Raw genomic sequence first — 17,017 nt, forward strand, 5'->3', positions numbered from 1 at the left:
GCAAAACCAGACAGGATCGTGCCGAGGTGCGGACCGGCGATGAAGTCGACCGACACCAGAAGCAACTACCACCACGGTGATCTGCACGCCTGTTTGCTCAAAGCCGCGACGGCGATTATTGCCGAAGCCGGCGTCGACGGTTTGAGCATGCGCAAATTGGCCGACCGGGTTGGCGTTTCCCGTACCGCGCCCTACCACCACTTTCGCGATAAGCAGGCGTTGCTGTCCGAGCTGGCGATCAGTGGATTTCGCAAATTCACCACCGAAGTGGACTCGATCGCTGCCAATGACCAGCTCGATGCCGGCGCCAAACTGGAGGCTTTCGTACGCTTCTATCTGTCCTTCGCGATGGGGCAGCCGGAGGTTTATAACCTGATGTTCGGCCAGAGCATCTGGAAGAGCGGCGAGCCAAGCCAGCATCTGATCGAAGAGGGACACGCCGCCTTCCGGCGTTTTATCGAGCTGGTTGAGCAATGGCAGCTGGATGGGACCATTCCATCGGGCTGCGAACCGCTACGCTACGCCCAGGTGGCCTGGAGTTCGCTCCACGGTCTCTGTCGCTTGGCGATCGATGGCATCTATGCCGATGCCAGCAGCGTCGATGCCGTCAGCGATACGTTGGTCCAGCTATTGCGCCAGCAGTTGGGGGCCAGCGCAAAGACGGTTTAACCGGATGTCGCTTTCTGGCCGACAGGGTTCAGCACTTTTGCAGCAGCACGCTGCCGACCGAGTAACCGGCGCCGAACGAGCTGAGAATCCCCCGATCCCCTGACTGGAGATCCGCGCTGTGCAGATGGAAGGCGATCACCGATCCGGCCGAGCTGGTGTTTGCGTAGCGGTCCAGTACGATCGGCAACTCGTGGCTTTCCGGATCGCGTCCCAGCAGCTTCTTCGCCGCGAACAGATTCATGGTCAGGTTGGCCTGATGTAGCCAGAAGCGCTTGAAGTCCGAGGCCTGAAGTTGTTGTTGCTCCAGGTGATTTCCAATCACCTGCGTCACCATCGGCAGCAGCTCCTTGAACACCTTCCGACCGTTCTGCATAAACAGCTTATCGCGGCTGTCCCGGGTCTCGGGGTTGGAGTTGTTCAGAAAACCGAAGTTATTCCGAATGTTGTTGGAGAAGCGGGTCTCGAACTTGGTCCCCAGAATACGGAATGCCTGCTCAGCGCGGCAATCCTGTTCGGCTTCGATCACCAGCGCGGTGGCCACATCGCCGAAGATGAAGTGACAGTCACGGTCGCGGAAATCCAGGTGGGCCGAAGTAATCTCCGGGTTGACCACCAGCGCCCGACGGGCGGTGCCGGAACGGATCGCATCGGCAGCTGCGCCGATACCGAAGGTGGCCGACGAGCAGGCGACATTCATATCGTAGCCGTAACCAGCACAGCCCAGCAGCTGTTGTACCTCGATCGCGATAGCCGGGTAGGCCCGCTGCAGATTGGAGCAGGCGACAATCACCAGGTCGATCTCTTCGGCACTGCAGGCGGCGTTGTCCAGCGCCTGGCGAGCGGCGTTAACGGCCATCTCGGCCAGCAGCGACGGTTGCTCGTCCGGGCGTTCCGGTATTCTGGGGCGCATAAAGGTCGGATCCAGAACCCCCGCTTTATCGACCACATAACGACTCTGAATACCGGAGGCTTTGACGATAAATTCGCTGCTCGAATACTCCAGCGCGGTTCTGTCACCGGCAGCGATCGCCTCGGCGTGCTGGTTATTGTAGAGGTCGACGTACTGGTTGAATGCCGTTACCAGTTCGTCGTTGCTGATGCTGTCGGGAGGGGTGTAAAGGCCGGTACCGCTGATCACTATGTTCATCTTTCACCTGTCCATCGTCGTGCGCCGCAGCGTCGCGCTTTGAGTGTTCAAAATCGATCAAGTCTACGCCCAAGGGTTGGTTGGGCCTATGACAGGATCGCTCAATCAGGGTGGGCGAAAAAGCCACTAATTGAGAGGCTTATTGAGAGGGTTAGCCCCCTGATATTCTAGAAAGACTTTGGCGGCGGCGGATCAGGTACAGAAACATCGCCGTGGTTAGCCCTGACGAGCCGAACAGCATGCACATCACCATGATCTGATAGCGGGCGGCGATGAAGGGGGAGACGCCGGAAAGGATCTGGCCGGTCATCATCCCCGGGAGTGAGACCAGGCCGACGGCAAACAGTGAGTTGACCACCGGAATCAGCGCGGCCTGGAAAGCGATCCTGGCCGCGTCTTCATTGCTGTTGCCGTTGGCCAGCTCGGCGAAGTAGCGCTCAGCCGCCAGGCTGACATTGTTCATCGCATGGGCGAACAGCATCCCGGCCAGCGGTATCAGGTAGCGCGGTTCATACCAGGGATCGAGCTGCAGCACACCCTGGCTGATCAGCAGCAGCATCGAGCCGGCCCCCAGCAGCACCGCGGTGAAGCTGGCTCCGAGCATCGAACTGCGCCGGGTTTCGATCGATCCCAACGCGATCCAGCTGGAGGCGATCAGCATCACCGCCAGCACGGCCATCACGATCGGACTGGAATCGGCCTGGAAGATATAGATCAGTACATAGCCGATCAGCAGCAGCTGGGTCAGCATCCGGGCCATGCCGTAGAGGGCTTTGCGGTAATTCAGCTGCCAGCGCCACATCAGCACCACCACCAGCAGCGCCGGTATAAAGGCGATCGCCAGCTGTTCCAGTTCGATCGGGGCTAAAGTCATCGCGTGTTACCCAAGCCAGTGTCGTTTTATATCCTAGGGGTTCCGAGATGCGATGGAAAAAAAACGGGGCAAATAAGCCCCGTTTTTGATGTCTGCCTCGGTGATTTAACCGAGGATCTTTTGCTTCAGCATCTCGGCCAACTGATCGGTGGCGATATCCTGGCGGTCGGTGTCGCGGCGGCCCTTGTATTCCAGGGTGCCGTTACCCAGACCACGATCGCTGATCACGACCCGGTGGGGGATGCCGATCAGTTCCATGTCGGCGAACTTAACCCCGGGACGCTCTTTACGGTCATCCATCAGTACATCGATGCCGGCGGCCTGCAGTTCGGTGTAGAGCTGTTCGGTGGTCTCGCGTACCGCCTCGGACTTGTCCGGATTCATCGGAATCAGAGCGACCTGGAACGGTGCGATCGCGTCGGGCCAGATGATGCCGGAGTCGTCGTTGTTCTGCTCGATCGCGGCCGCAACGACCCGGGTTACCCCGATACCGTAACAACCCATCGACATGACAACCGACTTGCCGTTGGAGTCCAGCACCTTGGCATCCATCGCGTCGGAGTATTTGGTGCCGAGCTGGAAGATATGGCCCACTTCGATGCCGCGCTTGATCACCAGCTTGCCGTTGCCGTCCGGGCTCGGGTCACCTTCGACGATGTTGCGCAGATCGGCCACTTCCGGCTCGGCGCAATCACGACCCCAGTTGATGTTGAAGTAGTGCTTGTCATCGATGTTGGCGCCGGCGCCGAAGTCGGCCATCTTGGCGACGGTGCGGTCGGCGATCACCGGCATCGGCAGATTGACCGGGCTCAAGGAACCGGGGCCGGCGCCGATGGCGGCACGAATCTGGGATTCATCGGCGAACTCCAGCGGTTCGGCTACCTGCGGCAGATGCTCGGCTTTGATCTCGTTGAGTTCGTGATCGCCGCGAACCAGCAACGCGACATAGTCGGCGTCGATCTCTTCGCTGGCTTTGACGATCAGGGTCTTGATGGTCTTCTCGATCGGCAGCCCGTGCTGTTCGACCAGTTCGGCGATGGTCTTGGCGTTGGGGGTGTCGACCAGCTCCATCTCGGCAGTCGCTGCCGGGCGCTCGCCAGCCGGAGCCAGGGCTTCGGCTTTTTCGATGTTGGCGGCGTAATCGGAGCTGTCGGAGAAGGCGATGGCGTCTTCTCCGGATTCGGCCAATACGTGGAATTCGTGGGAGGAGTCACCACCGATGGAGCCGGAGTCGGCCTGTACCGGACGGAAGTCCAGCCCCAGGCGCTCGAAGATCCGGGTGTAGGTCGCGTGCATCACCTCGTAGGTCTGCTGCAGCGACTCGCCGTCGGTGTGGAACGAGTAGGCGTCCTTCATGATGAACTCACGGGAGCGCATCACGCCAAAGCGGGGGCGGATCTCATCCCGGAACTTGGTCTGGATCTGGTAGAAGTTGGCCGGCAGCTGCTTGTAGCTGCTCAACTCGTTGCGAATCAGATCGGTGATCACCTCTTCGTGGGTCGGGCCGATGCAGAAGTCGCGCTGGTGGCGGTCTTTAACCCGCAGCAGTTCAGGGCCGTACTGCTCCCAGCGACCGGATTCCTGCCACAGCTCGGCCGGTTGGGCCGCCGGCATCAGCACTTCCTGAGCGCCGGAGCGATCCATCTCTTCACGGACGATCCGCTCGACCTTGCGCAGGGTACGCAGGCCCATCGGCAGCCAGGTGTAGAGGCCGGCGGCGATCTTGCGAATCATGCCGGCGCGGAGCATCAGCTGGTGGCTGACCACTTGGGCGTCAGACGGAGTTTCTTTAAGGGTGGCAATCAGGTATTGGCTGGCGCGCATGGTATGGGCTCGGCTGAATTGAGAAGACGGAATCGTAAAAGATAAAGGGGGCCATTTTACGGAGCAGAACACGGTGCTTCAAGGGAACCTGCAAAGCGATGCCTTGATTGCGAATCAAGCTGGAAGCCGGATGTTCGCAAGGGCTTGTTTGCAGGCTTACAAGCCGCTCAGTCCCGATCGAGTGCTTCGGCCAGCTGTTCCAGTTGGGTTTCGTCGAACACCCGGATGCCCTGGCTGATCAGCAGTGCGGCGGTGACGCCGACCCCTTGTTCGGCCAGGGTGCCGCTGAAACTGCCGTCGTAGCCATCCTGGTTGCCGCAGGAGGGGCTTCGGGCCTTGAGCAGCGCAAAGCGGATCTGCTGCTGACGACACTGCGCCAGCGCGATTTTGGCACCGGCAACAAAGGCGTCGGTGACATCGCTGCCGTCATGGCAGAGAACTCGGGCATCACCTTTGATTACCCGGTCGCCGCGCCCTTGGTCAACTTCGGCTGGGGGGCGAGGGCAGGGTAAGCCGCCGGCCATCTCCGGGCAAATCGGTACCAGCCGCTGCTCGTCGCGCCAGCGATCCAACAGCGGGTGATCCAGGGATTTGGGGCTGGCATCGTAGCGTACCGGCTCTCCCAGCAGGCAGCGACTGACCAGAATTCGGTCCATGGCGGTAAACTCTTTGGCGGTTGATCCACGGCCGGGCAGGGTTGCGTTTACCGAACCACTGCGCCGATCCTGATTCTATAGTAACGATTATCGGAGCCGTCGAGTATGGCGCCGACAAACTGCCGGAGTTGGGTTGTCCACTATCTTCCCTTCGGGGAGTAGACAACCCTGGATAGTCAAAGGATATTAAGGCGTTAATTATTAACGGCTTGGAATGATGAGGTTTGGAATGCTGAAACAGTTCGGATGGGTCGCCCTGTCGGTCACCATGCTAAGCGGTTGTAGTCTGCTGGGTGGCGGTACTGCCACCACAGAGCCTCGCCAGGATCCCTTGATCGGTCAGATCATCGATGCGGGTACTCAGCAACCGCTGGGCTACCCGCAATTGCTAGCGCGTGCAGCCAAGGCGGATGTGGTTTATCTGGGTGAGCGGCATGACAACGCCGAGCATCATCGGATTCAGCTGCAGATCCTGCAGGATTTGATTGGCCGCGGTCTGCAACCGGTGCTGGGATTCGAATTTTTCGATATCGGCCAGAGCGGCTATCTGAGCCAGTACGTCAGCGGCCAGGCTTCACTGATGTCGCTGGGACCGGGCTCAAAACTGACACCGGAGCAGCGTCTGCGTCGTCAGCTGGATTGGGAAAAGCGTCCGGATCAGGAATGGAATTTTTACTTTCGGCTGATCGAACTGGCTCGAGAGCACCAACTGGAGATCTTTGGAGCGGACCTGGCGCCGAGTATCAAACTGCGTTTGAGCCGGACCGATATGGAGCAGTTGACCGCGGTTGAGCGGCAGCAGCTGCAGGGAGAAGCATTGGAACAGGGAGTCTACCGGGATTTTATGTACCGCCGCTTCACCGATGGCCATTGTGGCTGGGGGGAGGAGCCGTTGTTAACCCGCCTGTACCGCACCTGGCGTGAGCGTAATTATCGGATGGCTGCCTCGGTGGTGGCGATGGCCGACGATAGCCATGCCGGTCCGGTGGTGATGATCGTCGGTGCCGGTCATACCGAGCATAACCTTGGCCTGGTCAACCAGGTGGCGAAGCTTCGCCCCGAGTTGAATCAACTCAATATCGGCCTGCAGCAGATCAGTATCGAACCCAGCCCACTGAGTGACTACCTGTTCGATGCCGATGATCCGGAGCAGGCGCTCGGGGTGCGGCACGATCTGCTCTGGTTTACCCAACGCCAGGATTACCGAGATATTTGTGCCGAGTTGAACGGCGCTTAACCGACAACCATCGTAGGTATCCTGATCGTAGCGACGAAAGCAAAAGCCCGATACCTGTACTAGGGTAAATCGAACCCATAGAAAACTGCTGCTACCAAATCCGGTATCGAGTGACCGGAATGGAAGCGGTGATTTCTCAGGAGTCGTTATGGATGCGATCGTTGCTGCACGGATCGAAATCAGTCGTCGGGGGGAGATGCTGCACGCCTTGATGACGGGGCGGGTCTGCCCAACGTCGATACGGCTGGCGTTTCTGGATATCGCCAGCTGTTGCCTGGAACATAATATCGGTCGGCTACTACTGGAGGACCGCTCCAGTTTTCGCGGAAGCGCCCAACTCAAACCGCAGGATGTGTTTGAGTTGTCACTCTGTTTTTCGGAATGGTTTCGCGGTCGCCAGGTCGCCTACGTCTGTCGCGAGACCGATTTTGACCTGGGCTTGGGAGTGATGACCTGCAAAGCCAACGGCTTGAATATCGAGTGCTTCGGCAGCTACGACCAGGGGCTTTCCTGGTTATTGCATGCGCACTCCCAACCCCCGCTTTCCGAACTCGGCCCTGAGCTGCTGGTGGATCGGCAACTGGTCAGTTGAATCCAATATCAGCGTATGGGTCTATTCACCCCTTGATCTCAAATTAGCCAGAATGGCGACGTTTGGCTATCGTCGCGCTCAGCTCTGGCTATCGCTCTTGGGCTTGGCCGGGGTCAGCTCGCCACAGAGACTGACCTGCATCTGCTGGCGGACCTGATCCTGATCCAGACCGCTGGCCAATAGGTGGTGAAGCTTGCAGAAGGCGGCTTCGAGAGTCATGTCGTAACCGCTGATCACGCCGGTCTGCGCCAGTGCCAGTCCGGTAGCGTAACTGCTGTGATCGACCCTTCCCTGGATGCACTGGGAACGGTTGACGATAACCACGCCCTGGTCATTGGCCTGCTGCAGCAACTGCAGAAATTCAGTCTCACGGTCCGGGGCATTACCGACACCGAATGATTCCAGAATCAGACCGTCTAACGGCTGGTTTAACAGGTGGCGCAGGAATTGGGCGTCGATACCGGGGAACAGCTTCAGGGTGATGATCCGCTGCTTACCGTAGCTAGGCAGCTCGAACCTTGGTTTGTCGGCGCAGGGCCGGGTCAGGTGCTGCTTGATTTCGATATGGATGCCGACTTGGCCCAGCCACGGGAAATTGGGGCTGTCGAAGGCATCGAAGCCACTGGCTTTGACCTTGGTAGCTCGGTTACCCCGCAGCAGTCGACCGTTAAAGTAGAGCAGCACTTCTGGAATCGGGTAGTTACGCGCCAACACCAGGGTGGTGATCAGGTTGTCCTGGGCGTCGTTGCGCAGCTCGCAAAGCGGGATCTGGGAGCCGGTGACGATCACCGGTTTGGTCAGGTCCTGCAGCATAAATGACAAGGCTGAGGCGGTATAGGCCAGCGTGTCGGTACCGTGAAGCACCACAAACCCGTCGTACTGATCGTAGTTGTCGCGGATGCGGCTGGCGATGGTGCGCCAATCGGCCGGGGTCGCATTGGTGCTGTCGATCAGGTGATCGAGTTCTTCGAGCTCATAGTCGGGCATGTTGGCCGACAAATGTATCGGCATCTTCTGGGCAATGAGGTCCGCCAGTCCCGGCATCGGTACATAGCCCTGCTCTGAGCGCTGCATTCCGATTGTTCCGCCGGTATAGAGAATATAGATTCGTTTGTTCATCGATAGTTAAAGCTTGATTGATGCGCGAACGCGGGGCTGATGGATTTGGGGCTACGAGCCATAAGACCTGCAATATCACAGACAGGATAGATGCTAACAATTCCTCTATCTGTTACGGTGTGGCGCTAGCTGTTGCTATTCTAGCATCCAATGGGGATGCTTTTGCAGCGCAGCAGCAGTGGCCACGGGGGCTGAAGCATCGTGCATGGGGGTTACGGCCTGATACGTTGCTGATTAACCGATGACTGTCAGGGGAGCGAACGGCCATGGGGGATAATTTCTGCAAGAATCTGCGCCTTTTGTGCAGTTATTACAAGTCGATCGCCGAAGTCTGTCGGTTGGTCCCGATCAATCGGTCTCAATTTAACAAGTACCTCAACGGCACCAGCACACCGTCAAAATATATCCTGCGTCGAATCTGTGATTTTTTCGGGGTCGAGGAATATGAGATCTTCCTGCCCCACAATCAATTTTCCCAGATTATCCAGGTTCGCCCCAACACCACCAACCAACCGCAGCAACGTCAGTTCAATCGCCATATCGAGCAGTTACAGACTCATGGTCAGGGTCGCTTTGATCAATATCTGGGCTATTACTTCGAGATCTATTACTCGATGGCGTTTCCGGGCAACATCCTGCGCAATCTGGTCGAATTGACCCGGGTTCAGGGCGAGGTGGTGTATCGGCGGATCGAGCGCCTCAAGCCACCAGGAGGAGGGCGAACCTTCCATGCTCGCTACCTTGGCTGTGCGTTCTTTCTCAGCGAGCGGATCTTTATGGTCGATTACGAATCCCTGACCGGCAACGAGGTGACCCAGACCATTCTATATCCGACCTACAAAAGCCGCATCAGCCGGCTGTCGGGTTTGCGCCTGGGGGTTTCTGATAGCGCCCAGCGTGATCCGGCCTGTGTACGGGTGGCCTATGACTACCTGGGACAGCAGGTTGACCTGCGTAAGGCGTTGCGGATGTGTGGGCTTTACCCGGCCGACTCACCGATGTTTGACCAGAGCCTGAAGGACCTGATCGACAATCGCAGCAACGGCAGCGATAACCTGTTCCTGGCCGCGCCAGTCTAAACGGCAACTCGTCAGGAGTTGTTTTTCTGGTATTTGGCGATCTTAGTTACTAAACTTGCTGTCCTTGCCAAGGCAATCCGACGATTGTGTTGTTGTTGTGTTATAAATTGAGGACCAGCCCAGGTGGCAGCTAAACCCCGTAAACTTGATCGTATCGACCGTAATATCCTACGTCAGCTCCAAAACAACGGACGCATGTCCTATGTGGATCTGGCCGCCGAGGTCGGTTTGAGTACCACGCCTTGCCTGGAGCGAGTTCGCCGACTTGAGAAGGACGGGATCATCCGGGGTTACTCGGCCAATCTGGATCCGCGTGCGCTGGAAGCCGGGTTGCTGGTGTTTGTCGAGATCAGCCTGACCTACCGCTCCAACACCATCTTCGAAGACTTCAAGCGTGAGGTCCTGAAAATTCCTCAGGTGATGGAGTGTCATCTGGTTTCCGGTGAGTTTGACTACCTGATCAAGGCCAGGATCAGCGAGATGTCGGCCTACCGCGAGCTGTTGGGTGAGCTGTTGATCAGCCTGCCGAATGTGGACAAATCACGAAGCTATATCGTGATGGAAGAGGTGAAGGAAACCTCCTCGATTAATGTGCCTGAGATGAAGTCCGGCGACTAGGTTCGAGAGGCTTCCTTACTTATTGTCTGAGGTTGGCGAAGGATTAGATCCAGCCAGCCTCAGGATGGACCTATCTTTTTATTTCAAGACCTTATCGATAGCAGCCTGGGCGCAGGCCTGATCCAGGTGTCCGCCTGGGGCACCGCCCACACCGATTCCACCCAGTTTCTCGCCGTTCAGCTTCAGCGGTAGACCACCACCCAGAATCAAAATATTGGGGTCCATATCCCGCAGGCCGGCGACCATCGGCTTCTTCTCGATCAGCGCGGCAAAATCAGCCGTCGGACGGCCCATGCTGGCAGACGTGAAGGCTTTCTTGCGGCTGCTCTCCAGCGTATGGGGACCGGCTTTATCGGCACGGATCAGGGTACGGGTCACGCCGGATGCATCGACCACCGCAACACTGACGTTGTAGCCGTCTTTGGCGCAGGCAGCCAAGGCTTCGTTGGCCAGTTGCTGAGCGGTGCTCAGCGGCAGGTAGCTTTGGGTCGGCAGCTCGGCGGCTTGAACGGACAGGGGGCTGGTGAGGGCGGCGGCAGCCAGTAGTGTACGGATCTTGTTCATGTTGTTGTCCTTTGCAGGTCGTTAGGTGTGACGACAGATTATCGAAGGCCGGATTTCCACAACCTTTCCGGCACATTACAGCGTTGTAATGTTGGGCATCGGTTGATGTCAGAGCCGATTCGCGGTGGTAACTTAATCAGCATGAAGATTTTGATGATCGAAGATGATGAGAAAATTGCCGGCTACGTGGCCAAGGGCTTCAGCGAGTGCGGAGACTGCGTCGATACCGTCACCAATGGCGATGATGGCTTGGCCATGGCGATCGAGGGGAGTTACGACCTGATCATCGTCGATGTGATGCTGCCGGGCAGGGACGGGCTATCCGTGATCGAAGAGTTACGTGGCAGCGGCGCCGTGGTTCCGATGATCATCCTCAGTGCCAAGCGCTCCGTCGAGGATCGGGTGCGTGGCTTGGAGACCGGCAGTGATGACTACCTCACCAAACCATTTTCATTCAGCGAGCTGCAGGCACGGGCGCAAGCGTTATTAAGGCGGGCGAAACCGCTATCGGAGGCGGGACTTCACGCGGAGCTGCGCTTTCACGATCTCTGTTTAGATCCGTTACGAAAGACGGTTTCCCGGGCCGGCGAAACCATCTTGCTGCAGCCCCGTGAGTTCAAACTGCTGGAGTATCTGCTCCGAAATCCGGGTCGGGTGTTATCGAAGACCATGATTCTCGAGCATGTCTGGGAGTTCAGTTTCGACCCTCAGACCAACGTGGTCGATGTGCTGGTCTGCCGGCTGCGGGCCAAGATTGATAAGGATTTCGACGTCAAGCTGCTGCATACCTTGCGTGGGGTGGGCTATGTCCTCAAGCTTGCTTAAGCGATTGCATCGAAACACCGCCCTTGATCTGACCCTGAAGTTTACGCTGCTGTTTTTTCTGTCGGCGCTGGTGCTGTTTGTGACCGTCGATGCGCTGATCTCGAAGGCGCAACAGCAGAAAGACCAGCAGCTGATCAACTCCTTTCTGGAAAGCTATCAACGCCTGGAGCAGTCGGCGGGGCTGCATAAGTTTGAAGTCGTGGTCGAGCGGGACAGCCCCTATTTCCAGCGAACGGCGATGTGGCTGGAGCTGACCGATGCCGCCGGTACTGTATTGCTGCGGGTACAGCCGCAACAGTGGCCAACGCAGCAGTCTCCAGCGTTGCAAGCCTTGCAGGATGGAGATTGGCTCGAAGCTCGGTTACCCGAGAGCGAGATTGACCTTATGGTTGGCCAGATCTCGCTCTCGGACGGTTTGCGTCTACGGATCGGCAAATCCACGGCCAGCAGGACTCAGGCGTTGACGGAAACTCGCACCATCATGCTGCTGGTGATGCTGCCGCTGTTTGTTTTTGGATTGCTGCTGACCTACTACATGAATTGGCGCGCCCTGCGGCAGGTTAATGATCTGATCGAAACGGTACGTAGCCTCAGTACCAGTGACCTGGAGGCTCGGGTCCAGGTGCGCAATCCCCGCTCGGAGCTAGGTGAGCTGGCCCAGCTGTTCAACGCCATGCTGTCCCAGATCGAACGGTTGATCGTCGGCATGCAGCACTCGCTTGATGCCGTGGCCCATGACTTGCGGACGCCGTTGGCCCGGATGCGCTTGAGCATTGAGGCAGCGGTGGCGCAATCCGATGAAGTCTTACTGCGAGAGGCTCTGCTCGATTGTGCCGAAGAGAGTGCGCGCATCGAGAATATGCTCAAGACATTGATGGATATCTCTGAAGCGCAGAGCGGTATTCTCAAGCTCCATGTTGAGCCGGTCGACCTGAGCGAGCTGATCTCCGACTGTGTGGAGCTGTATCGCTATACCGCCGAAGATCGCGATATCCGGCTGCAGCTACAGTCAAATGATGCGCTGACGTTACAAGCTGACAAGGTTCGATTGCACCAGGTGTTCGGCAACCTGATCGACAATGCGATCAAATACAGCCAACCCGGTGGTGTGGTTAACATTCGCTGGGAGGACGGCGGCTCACAGGCGATGATCGAGATCGCGGACCGGGGGATAGGTATCGATCCCGCCGAGCAAGAGCGGGTCTTCGATCGCCTCTATCGCGGGGACTCGAGCCGCAGTGAACCCGGAATGGGGCTGGGACTTAGTCTGGTTCGGGCTATCGTTGAGGCGCACCGCGGATCGATTCAGATGAACAGCGCCTTGGGTAAAGGCTGTACCCTGACGGTGATATTGCCCAAGGGGGCCTAGTCAGTTTGAGATTGGGTGTGCCGGTCTCCACTAGTGGCAGCGGGACGCAGTCCCCGAATCGATAACCGGCGTCTGTTGGTTTGCCGAATCAGCCCTCAAGGGCCTGGTTCAGTTGAGCTCTGAGTTCGTCGGCCAGATTCTGTCGCGGCTCCAGTACGTGGCCATTGATAAAGAAGCTTGGGGTTCCGCTCAGTCCTGCCTGGATGGCCTGCGCTTCGGCACGCTTTACCTGGGCCGCGGTGGCTTCGTCCGCCAGGCAGCGGTTGAATTCAGGCAGATTGAGCTGCAGTTGTTCGGCGATTGCGGTTACCGAAGCTTCGGTCAGTTGCGTCTGTTGCTCAAAGGCTTTGTCCTGATATTCCCAGTAGTGTTGTTGTCGATCGGCGCAGACCGCCCCCTCGGCGATCTTTCGAGAGATCCCGCTGCGGTTGATCGGGAAGTCGAGATAAACGTAACGCACCCGGTCCAGATACTGAGGCAGTAGTGCCTTCAGAATCTCGTGGGCGCGCTTACAGTGGGGGCACTGATAATCGGCGAACTCGACCAGGGTTACCTTGGCATCGTCCGGTCCCTGGGACGGGAATCCGGCCAGATCGAACGCTATTGCTTCGGTGGTCGGCGCTTCGATCAACAGCTGCAGCTCTTCCAGCCGTACCAGTTTGTCAATCAGCTGTAGGTGTTGCTGCTGGACCTTCCGACGGAACAGGTAGCGGCCGATCTCGTCACGGGTTTGCTCCAGACTGGCGCCAAGGCGCTCTCGGTTGCCCTGGTAGAACGCCTGGATCTCCTGCTCGCTGATCTGGGGGCGGGGTAGCAGACGCTGTCTAACCTGCTCGATCGATTCCTGGTTATCTTCGGCCACGCGGGCCACATAGAGGTCGACGGCGGCTGCCTGCAGGATCTGTTGACGCTGTCGGTAAGCGCTCAGTTCGACCCGCTCCAGTGCCTGACGTAGTTTAGCTGGTAGCTCACTGCGACTGAGGGTTTCCCCACCAAGCTTCAACACGGCCGGGTCACCGGGGGCGGTCGACTGTTGCGGCTGCATAAAGAAGATTGCCGCGCCCAGCAGTGCCAATCCGAACGCGATGTTTAGGCCTAAGGAGCCCTTGCGGCTGTTGCTGGTGCCACTCATGCAGATACCCACCGTTAATTAGCTTTATCCCAACCTATCCCCATCGGTTGCTGTGACGGTTCAGTCGGGGATTGATCGCTAATGTAACAGCCCGCCCACCGGGTCGTCTAAATCCTGTTAGGGCCTGAGGGGTGACAACCGTGGAAACTCGACTGTTTGCAGTATCTGAACACAGTGGCTTCATTGAGATCGGTCGCAAGCTGAGCCGGTGGCGCTGGATGCTGGGTTGGCTGTTTTGCCTGGCTAGCACGGTAACGACGGCAGCTTCTCTGAACGGGTTTGAACTTGAGGGGAGTCTGATACCCGAGGAGCAGATCTTATCAGGGGGGCCGCCGCGCGACGGGATCCCCTCGATCGATCGACCCCGATTTGTCGATGCCGACCAGGATGATTTTCTGCAGCCGGAAAGTCCGGTGATCGGGTTGAGCTTGGCGGGAGAAAGTCGGGCGTATCCGATCTCGATTCTGAACTGGCACGAGCTGGTTAACGATCGCTTCGGCGATCAACCGGTATTGATCTCCTACTGTCCTCTGTGTGGCACGGCCATCGTGTTTGATGCGCGGCTGGACGGCGCACCGGTGGAGTTCGGTGTTTCCGGGCTGCTCTATAACAGTGACCTGTTGCTCTATGATCGTCAGTCCGAATCGCTCTGGTCGCAAATAACCGGTGAAGCGGTCACCGGAGCGCGCAAGGGGCAGCGTCTGACCCTGCTTCCTTCGACATTGACCAGTTGGCAACGATGGCGGCAACAGCACCCGGAGACTCGCTTGCTGTCGACCGATACCGGTTTTCGACGGGACTATCAGCGCAGCCCTTACGGAGATTACGAGCGCAATGGACGGCTCTATTTTCCAGTCGAATTTCTCAGCCAACGCTACCACCCCAAAGAGCGGGTGCTGGGTGTGCAAGTGGGTAACGCTTATAAAGCCTATCCGTTTGTCGAACTGGCCAAGCGGGATGATGAATCACCCTTGATCGATGAGCTGGGCGGACAGAAACTTCGGATTGAGTACGATATTCAGAGTCGATCGGGCCAGGTGTTTGATCAGCAGCAGCGGGAACTACCGGTGATCAACAGCTTCTGGTTTGCCTGGTACGGCTTCCACCCCGATACCGATATCTGGCGTGCCGATTCAACAAATTGATAAATCAGGCGATAATGATCGGTGATCCCCGTTTTTAGGATACCGAGAGTCGATGGCAACAAAACGTGTAGAGGGACCGGTGCTGTTGTGCTGGATTGCAGGTGTGGTAACGGTGCTGGCGCTGGTGGCGGCGATGGTGCTTCGCAGCGGTCTGGAGGAAGTGGGCCGTACCTCTTCCGAAATCAACTCGGTCGTGGCGCAGCTCGAAAGTCTGAGCAGTATTCGTGGGCTGGTGATTTCCTTATCTGAACAGTGCAGCTATGCTCAGCAGAGCTGGATATCGGTACTGGATACCTCCCTTGGGATGCTGTTTCTGGTCAGCCTGGTGGCGATTGCCTTGACGGCGACTCTGGCCGTGCAGGTGAAACTGAATCGTAAGCTGAGCGCCCGATTGGATAAGTTACAACAGCGCTGAGACCACCGCCGTTGTGATTACCTCTTAAGTGATTTTTCCACAACCACCAGCAGCCCCGGGGTCTGTTTTCCTGCCTCCTGACGAAGGTTAATTTCAACCAGTCGCAATGGTTTCCATTGAGGGGCGGAACACAGGCGTTCGATATAGGCTCGGCTGTGTTGGTACCGGCCCGATGGGCTTAATAGGTAGTCATTGGAAACCGAGCTGTCCGTCAGCTCGGTACTGAAGGCGAACAAGCCGCCTTGCGCTAGTCGTGCTGCCAACAGCGAAAACAGAGCCTCCAGCTTGCCTTGATAGATCAAAACATCCAGAGCACAGATCAGGTCAAACTCTGTCTGTTGATGGCCGAGGTAATGTCCTAGTTCGGCGCACTCCAGTTGATCATAGCAACCCTTCGCCTTGGCCAAGTCCAGCATCTTGGAGGCCAGGTCGACCCCCGTCAGCTGTTCGATCTCAAAGGCATTGCGCAGTTGCCGACCGCCCAGGCCGCTGCCGCAGCCCAGGTCCAGCACGGCCCTGAAATCTTGGTAGCCCAGTTGCTGTAGTTGCTCCACCAACTGCCAAGGGGCGCGGTAGCCGAGTTTGCCCAGCAGTCGACGCTCAAACTGTGCCGCATGGGTCTGATACAGCTGTTCGACATAACGATCCGGGGCTTTGTCGGGCGTGTCACCCTTCAGGGCCGCCATCTTGTGCTCCAGCTCCGGTCCGTTATGTCCCAGCGTTGCGGCTTGCTGATACAGCGGCAGGGCAAGCTGGCTATGTTGTTGCTCGCACAGATAATCGGCAACCTGGTCAAGCCAGTGGGCTGGATCCCGTTGAAGCCGGTAAGCCATCGCTGCGCTCTGTTGTAACAGTTCCTGTTGGCCCTGCTGCAGTCCGATCAATAATAACCCTTCCCAGCAGAGTTCGTGGCATGGGCTGGCGTGGTTGAGGATCGGTTGTAGCAGCCTCAGCGCATCAGCCGGGCGTTGTTGTTGACGTAGCGCCAGCGCCAGTCCGCTGAGCAGGTACTCATCGTCCGGATCCAGCTGCAGGGCATCGCGTAGATCCTGTTCCATCGCCGGCCAGTTGCTCTGCAGTTCGTAGACATTGGCTCGGTTGGCGAGAAAAGCCAGCTGCTTTCCGGCCAGGGTGATGGCGGTCTCGACGCTGTCTAGGGCCGCTTCAGGGTGACCGAGATTGAGTTGGGCGACCGACAGGTTGTTGAAAGCCTGGGCGTGGGCGCGAGTCAGGTTGTCTCTTTTACAAGCCTGCTCGAGATAGTCGACCGCACATTCGAAGTCCGATTGTTTCAGACAAAGCACGCCGTACAGGTGCAGGGCGTTGAAATTATCCGGCTCCCGGTGCAGGCATTTTTTGCACAGCGCCTTGGCTTGATCGACTTTACCGTGCTGAAGCTGGTTCAGAGCACGGTTCAGCAGTTCGCCGGAAGACGGGTTGGCAGCCATGATGGGATCAGGTTGGGGCTGACTCGGAACTGTCCTGGGAGGGTTCTGAGCCGGTGGCGGTGGCGGGGGCTTCCCAGACCTCTTTGCCGTACTGAACCTTAACAACCTGTTTGAAGCGTTGCTGCAGCTCGGCAACGGCATCCGCCAGGGTTTCATCATCACAGAGCATGGTTCCGCCACGGCCTTCGGCGGTGAAAAACTGATACGACTTCATAGCAACAATCATTGGCAGCGTTGATAAGGGTATTATTTTGGCTCAGTGGGCGATGAATGCAAAGCCCGCCGGAAAACGGAACGACTGAAT

Annotated in this window: 18 protein-coding genes; 9 read left to right on the plus strand and 9 right to left on the minus strand. The window is 57.8% G+C overall.

What is annotated here, in order from left to right:
- Nucleotides 1-39: 39 nt before the first annotated feature.
- Nucleotides 40-669, plus strand: a complete 630-nt coding sequence (locus DV711_RS09295) for a TetR/AcrR family transcriptional regulator (protein ID WP_114695393.1) — start codon at nt 40-42, stop codon at nt 667-669.
- Nucleotides 670-697: 28 nt separating this feature from the next.
- On the opposite strand, the gene DV711_RS09300 is transcribed toward DV711_RS09295, so the two are convergent.
- The 4 genes from DV711_RS09300 to DV711_RS09315 form a co-directional block, all read right to left on the minus strand.
- Nucleotides 698-1,816 carry a beta-ketoacyl-ACP synthase III gene (locus tag DV711_RS09300; protein ID WP_114695394.1) on the minus strand — a complete coding sequence of 373 codons (1,119 nt, stop codon included), beginning with the start codon at nt 1,814-1,816 and terminating at the stop codon, nt 698-700.
- Between the two features lie 151 nt (nt 1,817-1,967).
- Nucleotides 1,968-2,690 carry an ABC transporter permease gene (locus DV711_RS09305; protein WP_114695395.1) on the minus strand — a complete coding sequence of 241 codons (723 nt, stop codon included), beginning with the start codon at nt 2,688-2,690 and terminating at the stop codon, nt 1,968-1,970.
- A gap of 105 nt (nt 2,691-2,795) precedes the next feature.
- Nucleotides 2,796-4,514, minus strand: a complete 1,719-nt coding sequence (locus tag DV711_RS09310; RefSeq protein ID WP_114695396.1) for a proline--tRNA ligase — start codon at nt 4,512-4,514, stop codon at nt 2,796-2,798.
- Between the two features lie 167 nt (nt 4,515-4,681).
- Complete coding sequence (locus DV711_RS09315; protein WP_114695397.1) at nt 4,682-5,170, minus strand: 2-thiouracil desulfurase family protein; 489 nt, start codon at nt 5,168-5,170, stop codon at nt 4,682-4,684.
- A 229-nt stretch (nt 5,171-5,399) separates the two neighbouring features.
- Here DV711_RS09315 and DV711_RS09320 point away from each other — a divergent pair, with 229 nt between their 5' ends.
- Both DV711_RS09320 and DV711_RS09325 read left to right on the plus strand, forming a co-directional pair.
- Nucleotides 5,400-6,407, plus strand: coding sequence for a ChaN family lipoprotein (locus DV711_RS09320; protein ID WP_165840058.1), 1,008 nt, complete (start codon nt 5,400-5,402; stop codon nt 6,405-6,407).
- Between the two features lie 148 nt (nt 6,408-6,555).
- Complete coding sequence (locus tag DV711_RS09325; protein WP_114695399.1) at nt 6,556-6,999, plus strand: hypothetical protein; 444 nt, start codon at nt 6,556-6,558, stop codon at nt 6,997-6,999.
- Nucleotides 7,000-7,077: 78 nt separating this feature from the next.
- Here the strand turns inward: DV711_RS09325 and ansA are convergent, their stop codons facing one another.
- Nucleotides 7,078-8,118 carry an asparaginase gene (ansA, locus tag DV711_RS09330; protein ID WP_114695400.1) on the minus strand — a complete coding sequence of 347 codons (1,041 nt, stop codon included), beginning with the start codon at nt 8,116-8,118 and terminating at the stop codon, nt 7,078-7,080.
- Nucleotides 8,119-8,384: 266 nt separating this feature from the next.
- Here ansA and DV711_RS09335 point away from each other — a divergent pair, with 266 nt between their 5' ends.
- Entirely contained in the window at nt 8,385-9,197 is an 813-nt protein-coding gene (locus DV711_RS09335) for a helix-turn-helix transcriptional regulator (RefSeq protein WP_114695401.1), read from the plus strand.
- Between the two features lie 123 nt (nt 9,198-9,320).
- Nucleotides 9,321-9,815: a winged helix-turn-helix transcriptional regulator gene (locus DV711_RS09340; protein ID WP_114695402.1), complete on the plus strand. Its 495-nt coding sequence runs from the start codon at nt 9,321-9,323 to the stop codon at nt 9,813-9,815.
- A gap of 78 nt (nt 9,816-9,893) precedes the next feature.
- Here DV711_RS09340 and DV711_RS09345 read toward each other — a convergent pair whose 3' ends face one another.
- Nucleotides 9,894-10,379, minus strand: coding sequence for a GlcG/HbpS family heme-binding protein (locus tag DV711_RS09345; protein ID WP_114695403.1), 486 nt, complete (start codon nt 10,377-10,379; stop codon nt 9,894-9,896).
- A gap of 105 nt (nt 10,380-10,484) precedes the next feature.
- On the opposite strand from DV711_RS09345, the gene DV711_RS09350 reads away from it, so the two are divergent.
- The gene (locus DV711_RS09350; RefSeq protein WP_279386515.1) at nt 10,485-11,204 is read left to right on the plus strand and encodes a winged helix-turn-helix domain-containing protein; all 720 of its coding nucleotides are present in this window, start codon (nt 10,485-10,487) and stop codon (nt 11,202-11,204) included.
- The gene (locus DV711_RS09355) at nt 11,185-12,573 is read left to right on the plus strand and encodes a sensor histidine kinase (RefSeq protein ID WP_165840059.1); all 1,389 of its coding nucleotides are present in this window, start codon (nt 11,185-11,187) and stop codon (nt 12,571-12,573) included. Before DV711_RS09350 ends, DV711_RS09355 begins: the two co-directional genes overlap by 20 nt.
- Nucleotides 12,574-12,661: 88 nt before the next feature.
- Here the strand turns inward: DV711_RS09355 and DV711_RS09360 are convergent, their stop codons facing one another.
- A complete protein-coding gene (locus DV711_RS09360) occupies nt 12,662-13,705 on the minus strand; it encodes a DsbA family protein (protein ID WP_114695405.1) in 1,044 nt (347 codons plus the stop codon).
- A gap of 140 nt (nt 13,706-13,845) precedes the next feature.
- On the opposite strand from DV711_RS09360, the gene DV711_RS09365 reads away from it, so the two are divergent.
- Both DV711_RS09365 and DV711_RS09370 read left to right on the plus strand, forming a co-directional pair.
- On the plus strand, nt 13,846-14,850 hold the full coding sequence (locus DV711_RS09365) for a DUF3179 domain-containing protein (protein ID WP_243633777.1): 1,005 nt from the start codon (nt 13,846-13,848) through the stop codon (nt 14,848-14,850).
- A 52-nt stretch (nt 14,851-14,902) separates the two neighbouring features.
- Complete coding sequence (locus DV711_RS09370; protein WP_114695406.1) at nt 14,903-15,265, plus strand: hypothetical protein; 363 nt, start codon at nt 14,903-14,905, stop codon at nt 15,263-15,265.
- Nucleotides 15,266-15,282: 17 nt separating this feature from the next.
- Here DV711_RS09370 and DV711_RS09375 read toward each other — a convergent pair whose 3' ends face one another.
- Nucleotides 15,283-16,713 (minus strand): tetratricopeptide repeat protein, encoded by a 1,431-nt coding sequence (locus DV711_RS09375; protein ID WP_165840060.1) that lies wholly within the window; start codon nt 16,711-16,713, stop codon nt 15,283-15,285.
- 7 nt (nt 16,714-16,720) lie between these two features.
- The gene (locus tag DV711_RS19470; protein ID WP_165840029.1) at nt 16,721-16,927 is read right to left on the minus strand and encodes a hypothetical protein; all 207 of its coding nucleotides are present in this window, start codon (nt 16,925-16,927) and stop codon (nt 16,721-16,723) included.
- Between the last annotated feature and the right edge of the window lie 90 nt (nt 16,928-17,017).

The sequence above is a fragment of the Motiliproteus coralliicola genome, from assembly GCF_003345655.1.
In the GTDB taxonomy this organism is placed as follows: Bacteria; Pseudomonadota; Gammaproteobacteria; order Pseudomonadales; family Balneatricaceae; genus Motiliproteus; species Motiliproteus coralliicola.

Excerpts from the sequence above, each read along its gene's own strand:
- DV711_RS09350 (WP_279386515.1), top strand. The coding sequence starts at position 10,485 with ATGTCAGAGCCGATTCGCGGTGGTAACTTAATCAGCATGAAGATTTTG.
- DV711_RS09355 (WP_165840059.1), top strand. The coding sequence starts at position 11,185 with ATGTCCTCAAGCTTGCTTAAGCGATTGCATCGAAACACCGCCCTTGAT.
- DV711_RS09310 (WP_114695396.1), bottom strand. The coding sequence starts at position 4,514 with ATGCGCGCCAGCCAATACCTGATTGCCACCCTTAAAGAAACTCCGTCT.
- DV711_RS09300 (WP_114695394.1), bottom strand. The coding sequence starts at position 1,816 with ATGAACATAGTGATCAGCGGTACCGGCCTTTACACCCCTCCCGACAGC.
- DV711_RS09305 (WP_114695395.1), bottom strand. The coding sequence starts at position 2,690 with ATGACTTTAGCCCCGATCGAACTGGAACAGCTGGCGATCGCCTTTATA.
- DV711_RS09335 (WP_114695401.1), top strand. The coding sequence starts at position 8,385 with ATGGGGGATAATTTCTGCAAGAATCTGCGCCTTTTGTGCAGTTATTAC.
- ansA (WP_114695400.1), bottom strand. The coding sequence starts at position 8,118 with ATGAACAAACGAATCTATATTCTCTATACCGGCGGAACAATCGGAATG.
- DV711_RS09295 (WP_114695393.1), top strand. The coding sequence starts at position 40 with ATGAAGTCGACCGACACCAGAAGCAACTACCACCACGGTGATCTGCAC.
- DV711_RS09315 (WP_114695397.1), bottom strand. The coding sequence starts at position 5,170 with ATGGACCGAATTCTGGTCAGTCGCTGCCTGCTGGGAGAGCCGGTACGC.
- DV711_RS09345 (WP_114695403.1), bottom strand. The coding sequence starts at position 10,379 with ATGAACAAGATCCGTACACTACTGGCTGCCGCCGCCCTCACCAGCCCC.
- DV711_RS09360 (WP_114695405.1), bottom strand. The coding sequence starts at position 13,705 with ATGAGTGGCACCAGCAACAGCCGCAAGGGCTCCTTAGGCCTAAACATC.
- DV711_RS19470 (WP_165840029.1), bottom strand. The coding sequence starts at position 16,927 with ATGAAGTCGTATCAGTTTTTCACCGCCGAAGGCCGTGGCGGAACCATG.
- DV711_RS09375 (WP_165840060.1), bottom strand. The coding sequence starts at position 16,713 with ATGGCTGCCAACCCGTCTTCCGGCGAACTGCTGAACCGTGCTCTGAAC.
- DV711_RS09320 (WP_165840058.1), top strand. The coding sequence starts at position 5,400 with ATGCTGAAACAGTTCGGATGGGTCGCCCTGTCGGTCACCATGCTAAGC.
- DV711_RS09370 (WP_114695406.1), top strand. The coding sequence starts at position 14,903 with ATGGCAACAAAACGTGTAGAGGGACCGGTGCTGTTGTGCTGGATTGCA.
- DV711_RS09325 (WP_114695399.1), top strand. The coding sequence starts at position 6,556 with ATGGATGCGATCGTTGCTGCACGGATCGAAATCAGTCGTCGGGGGGAG.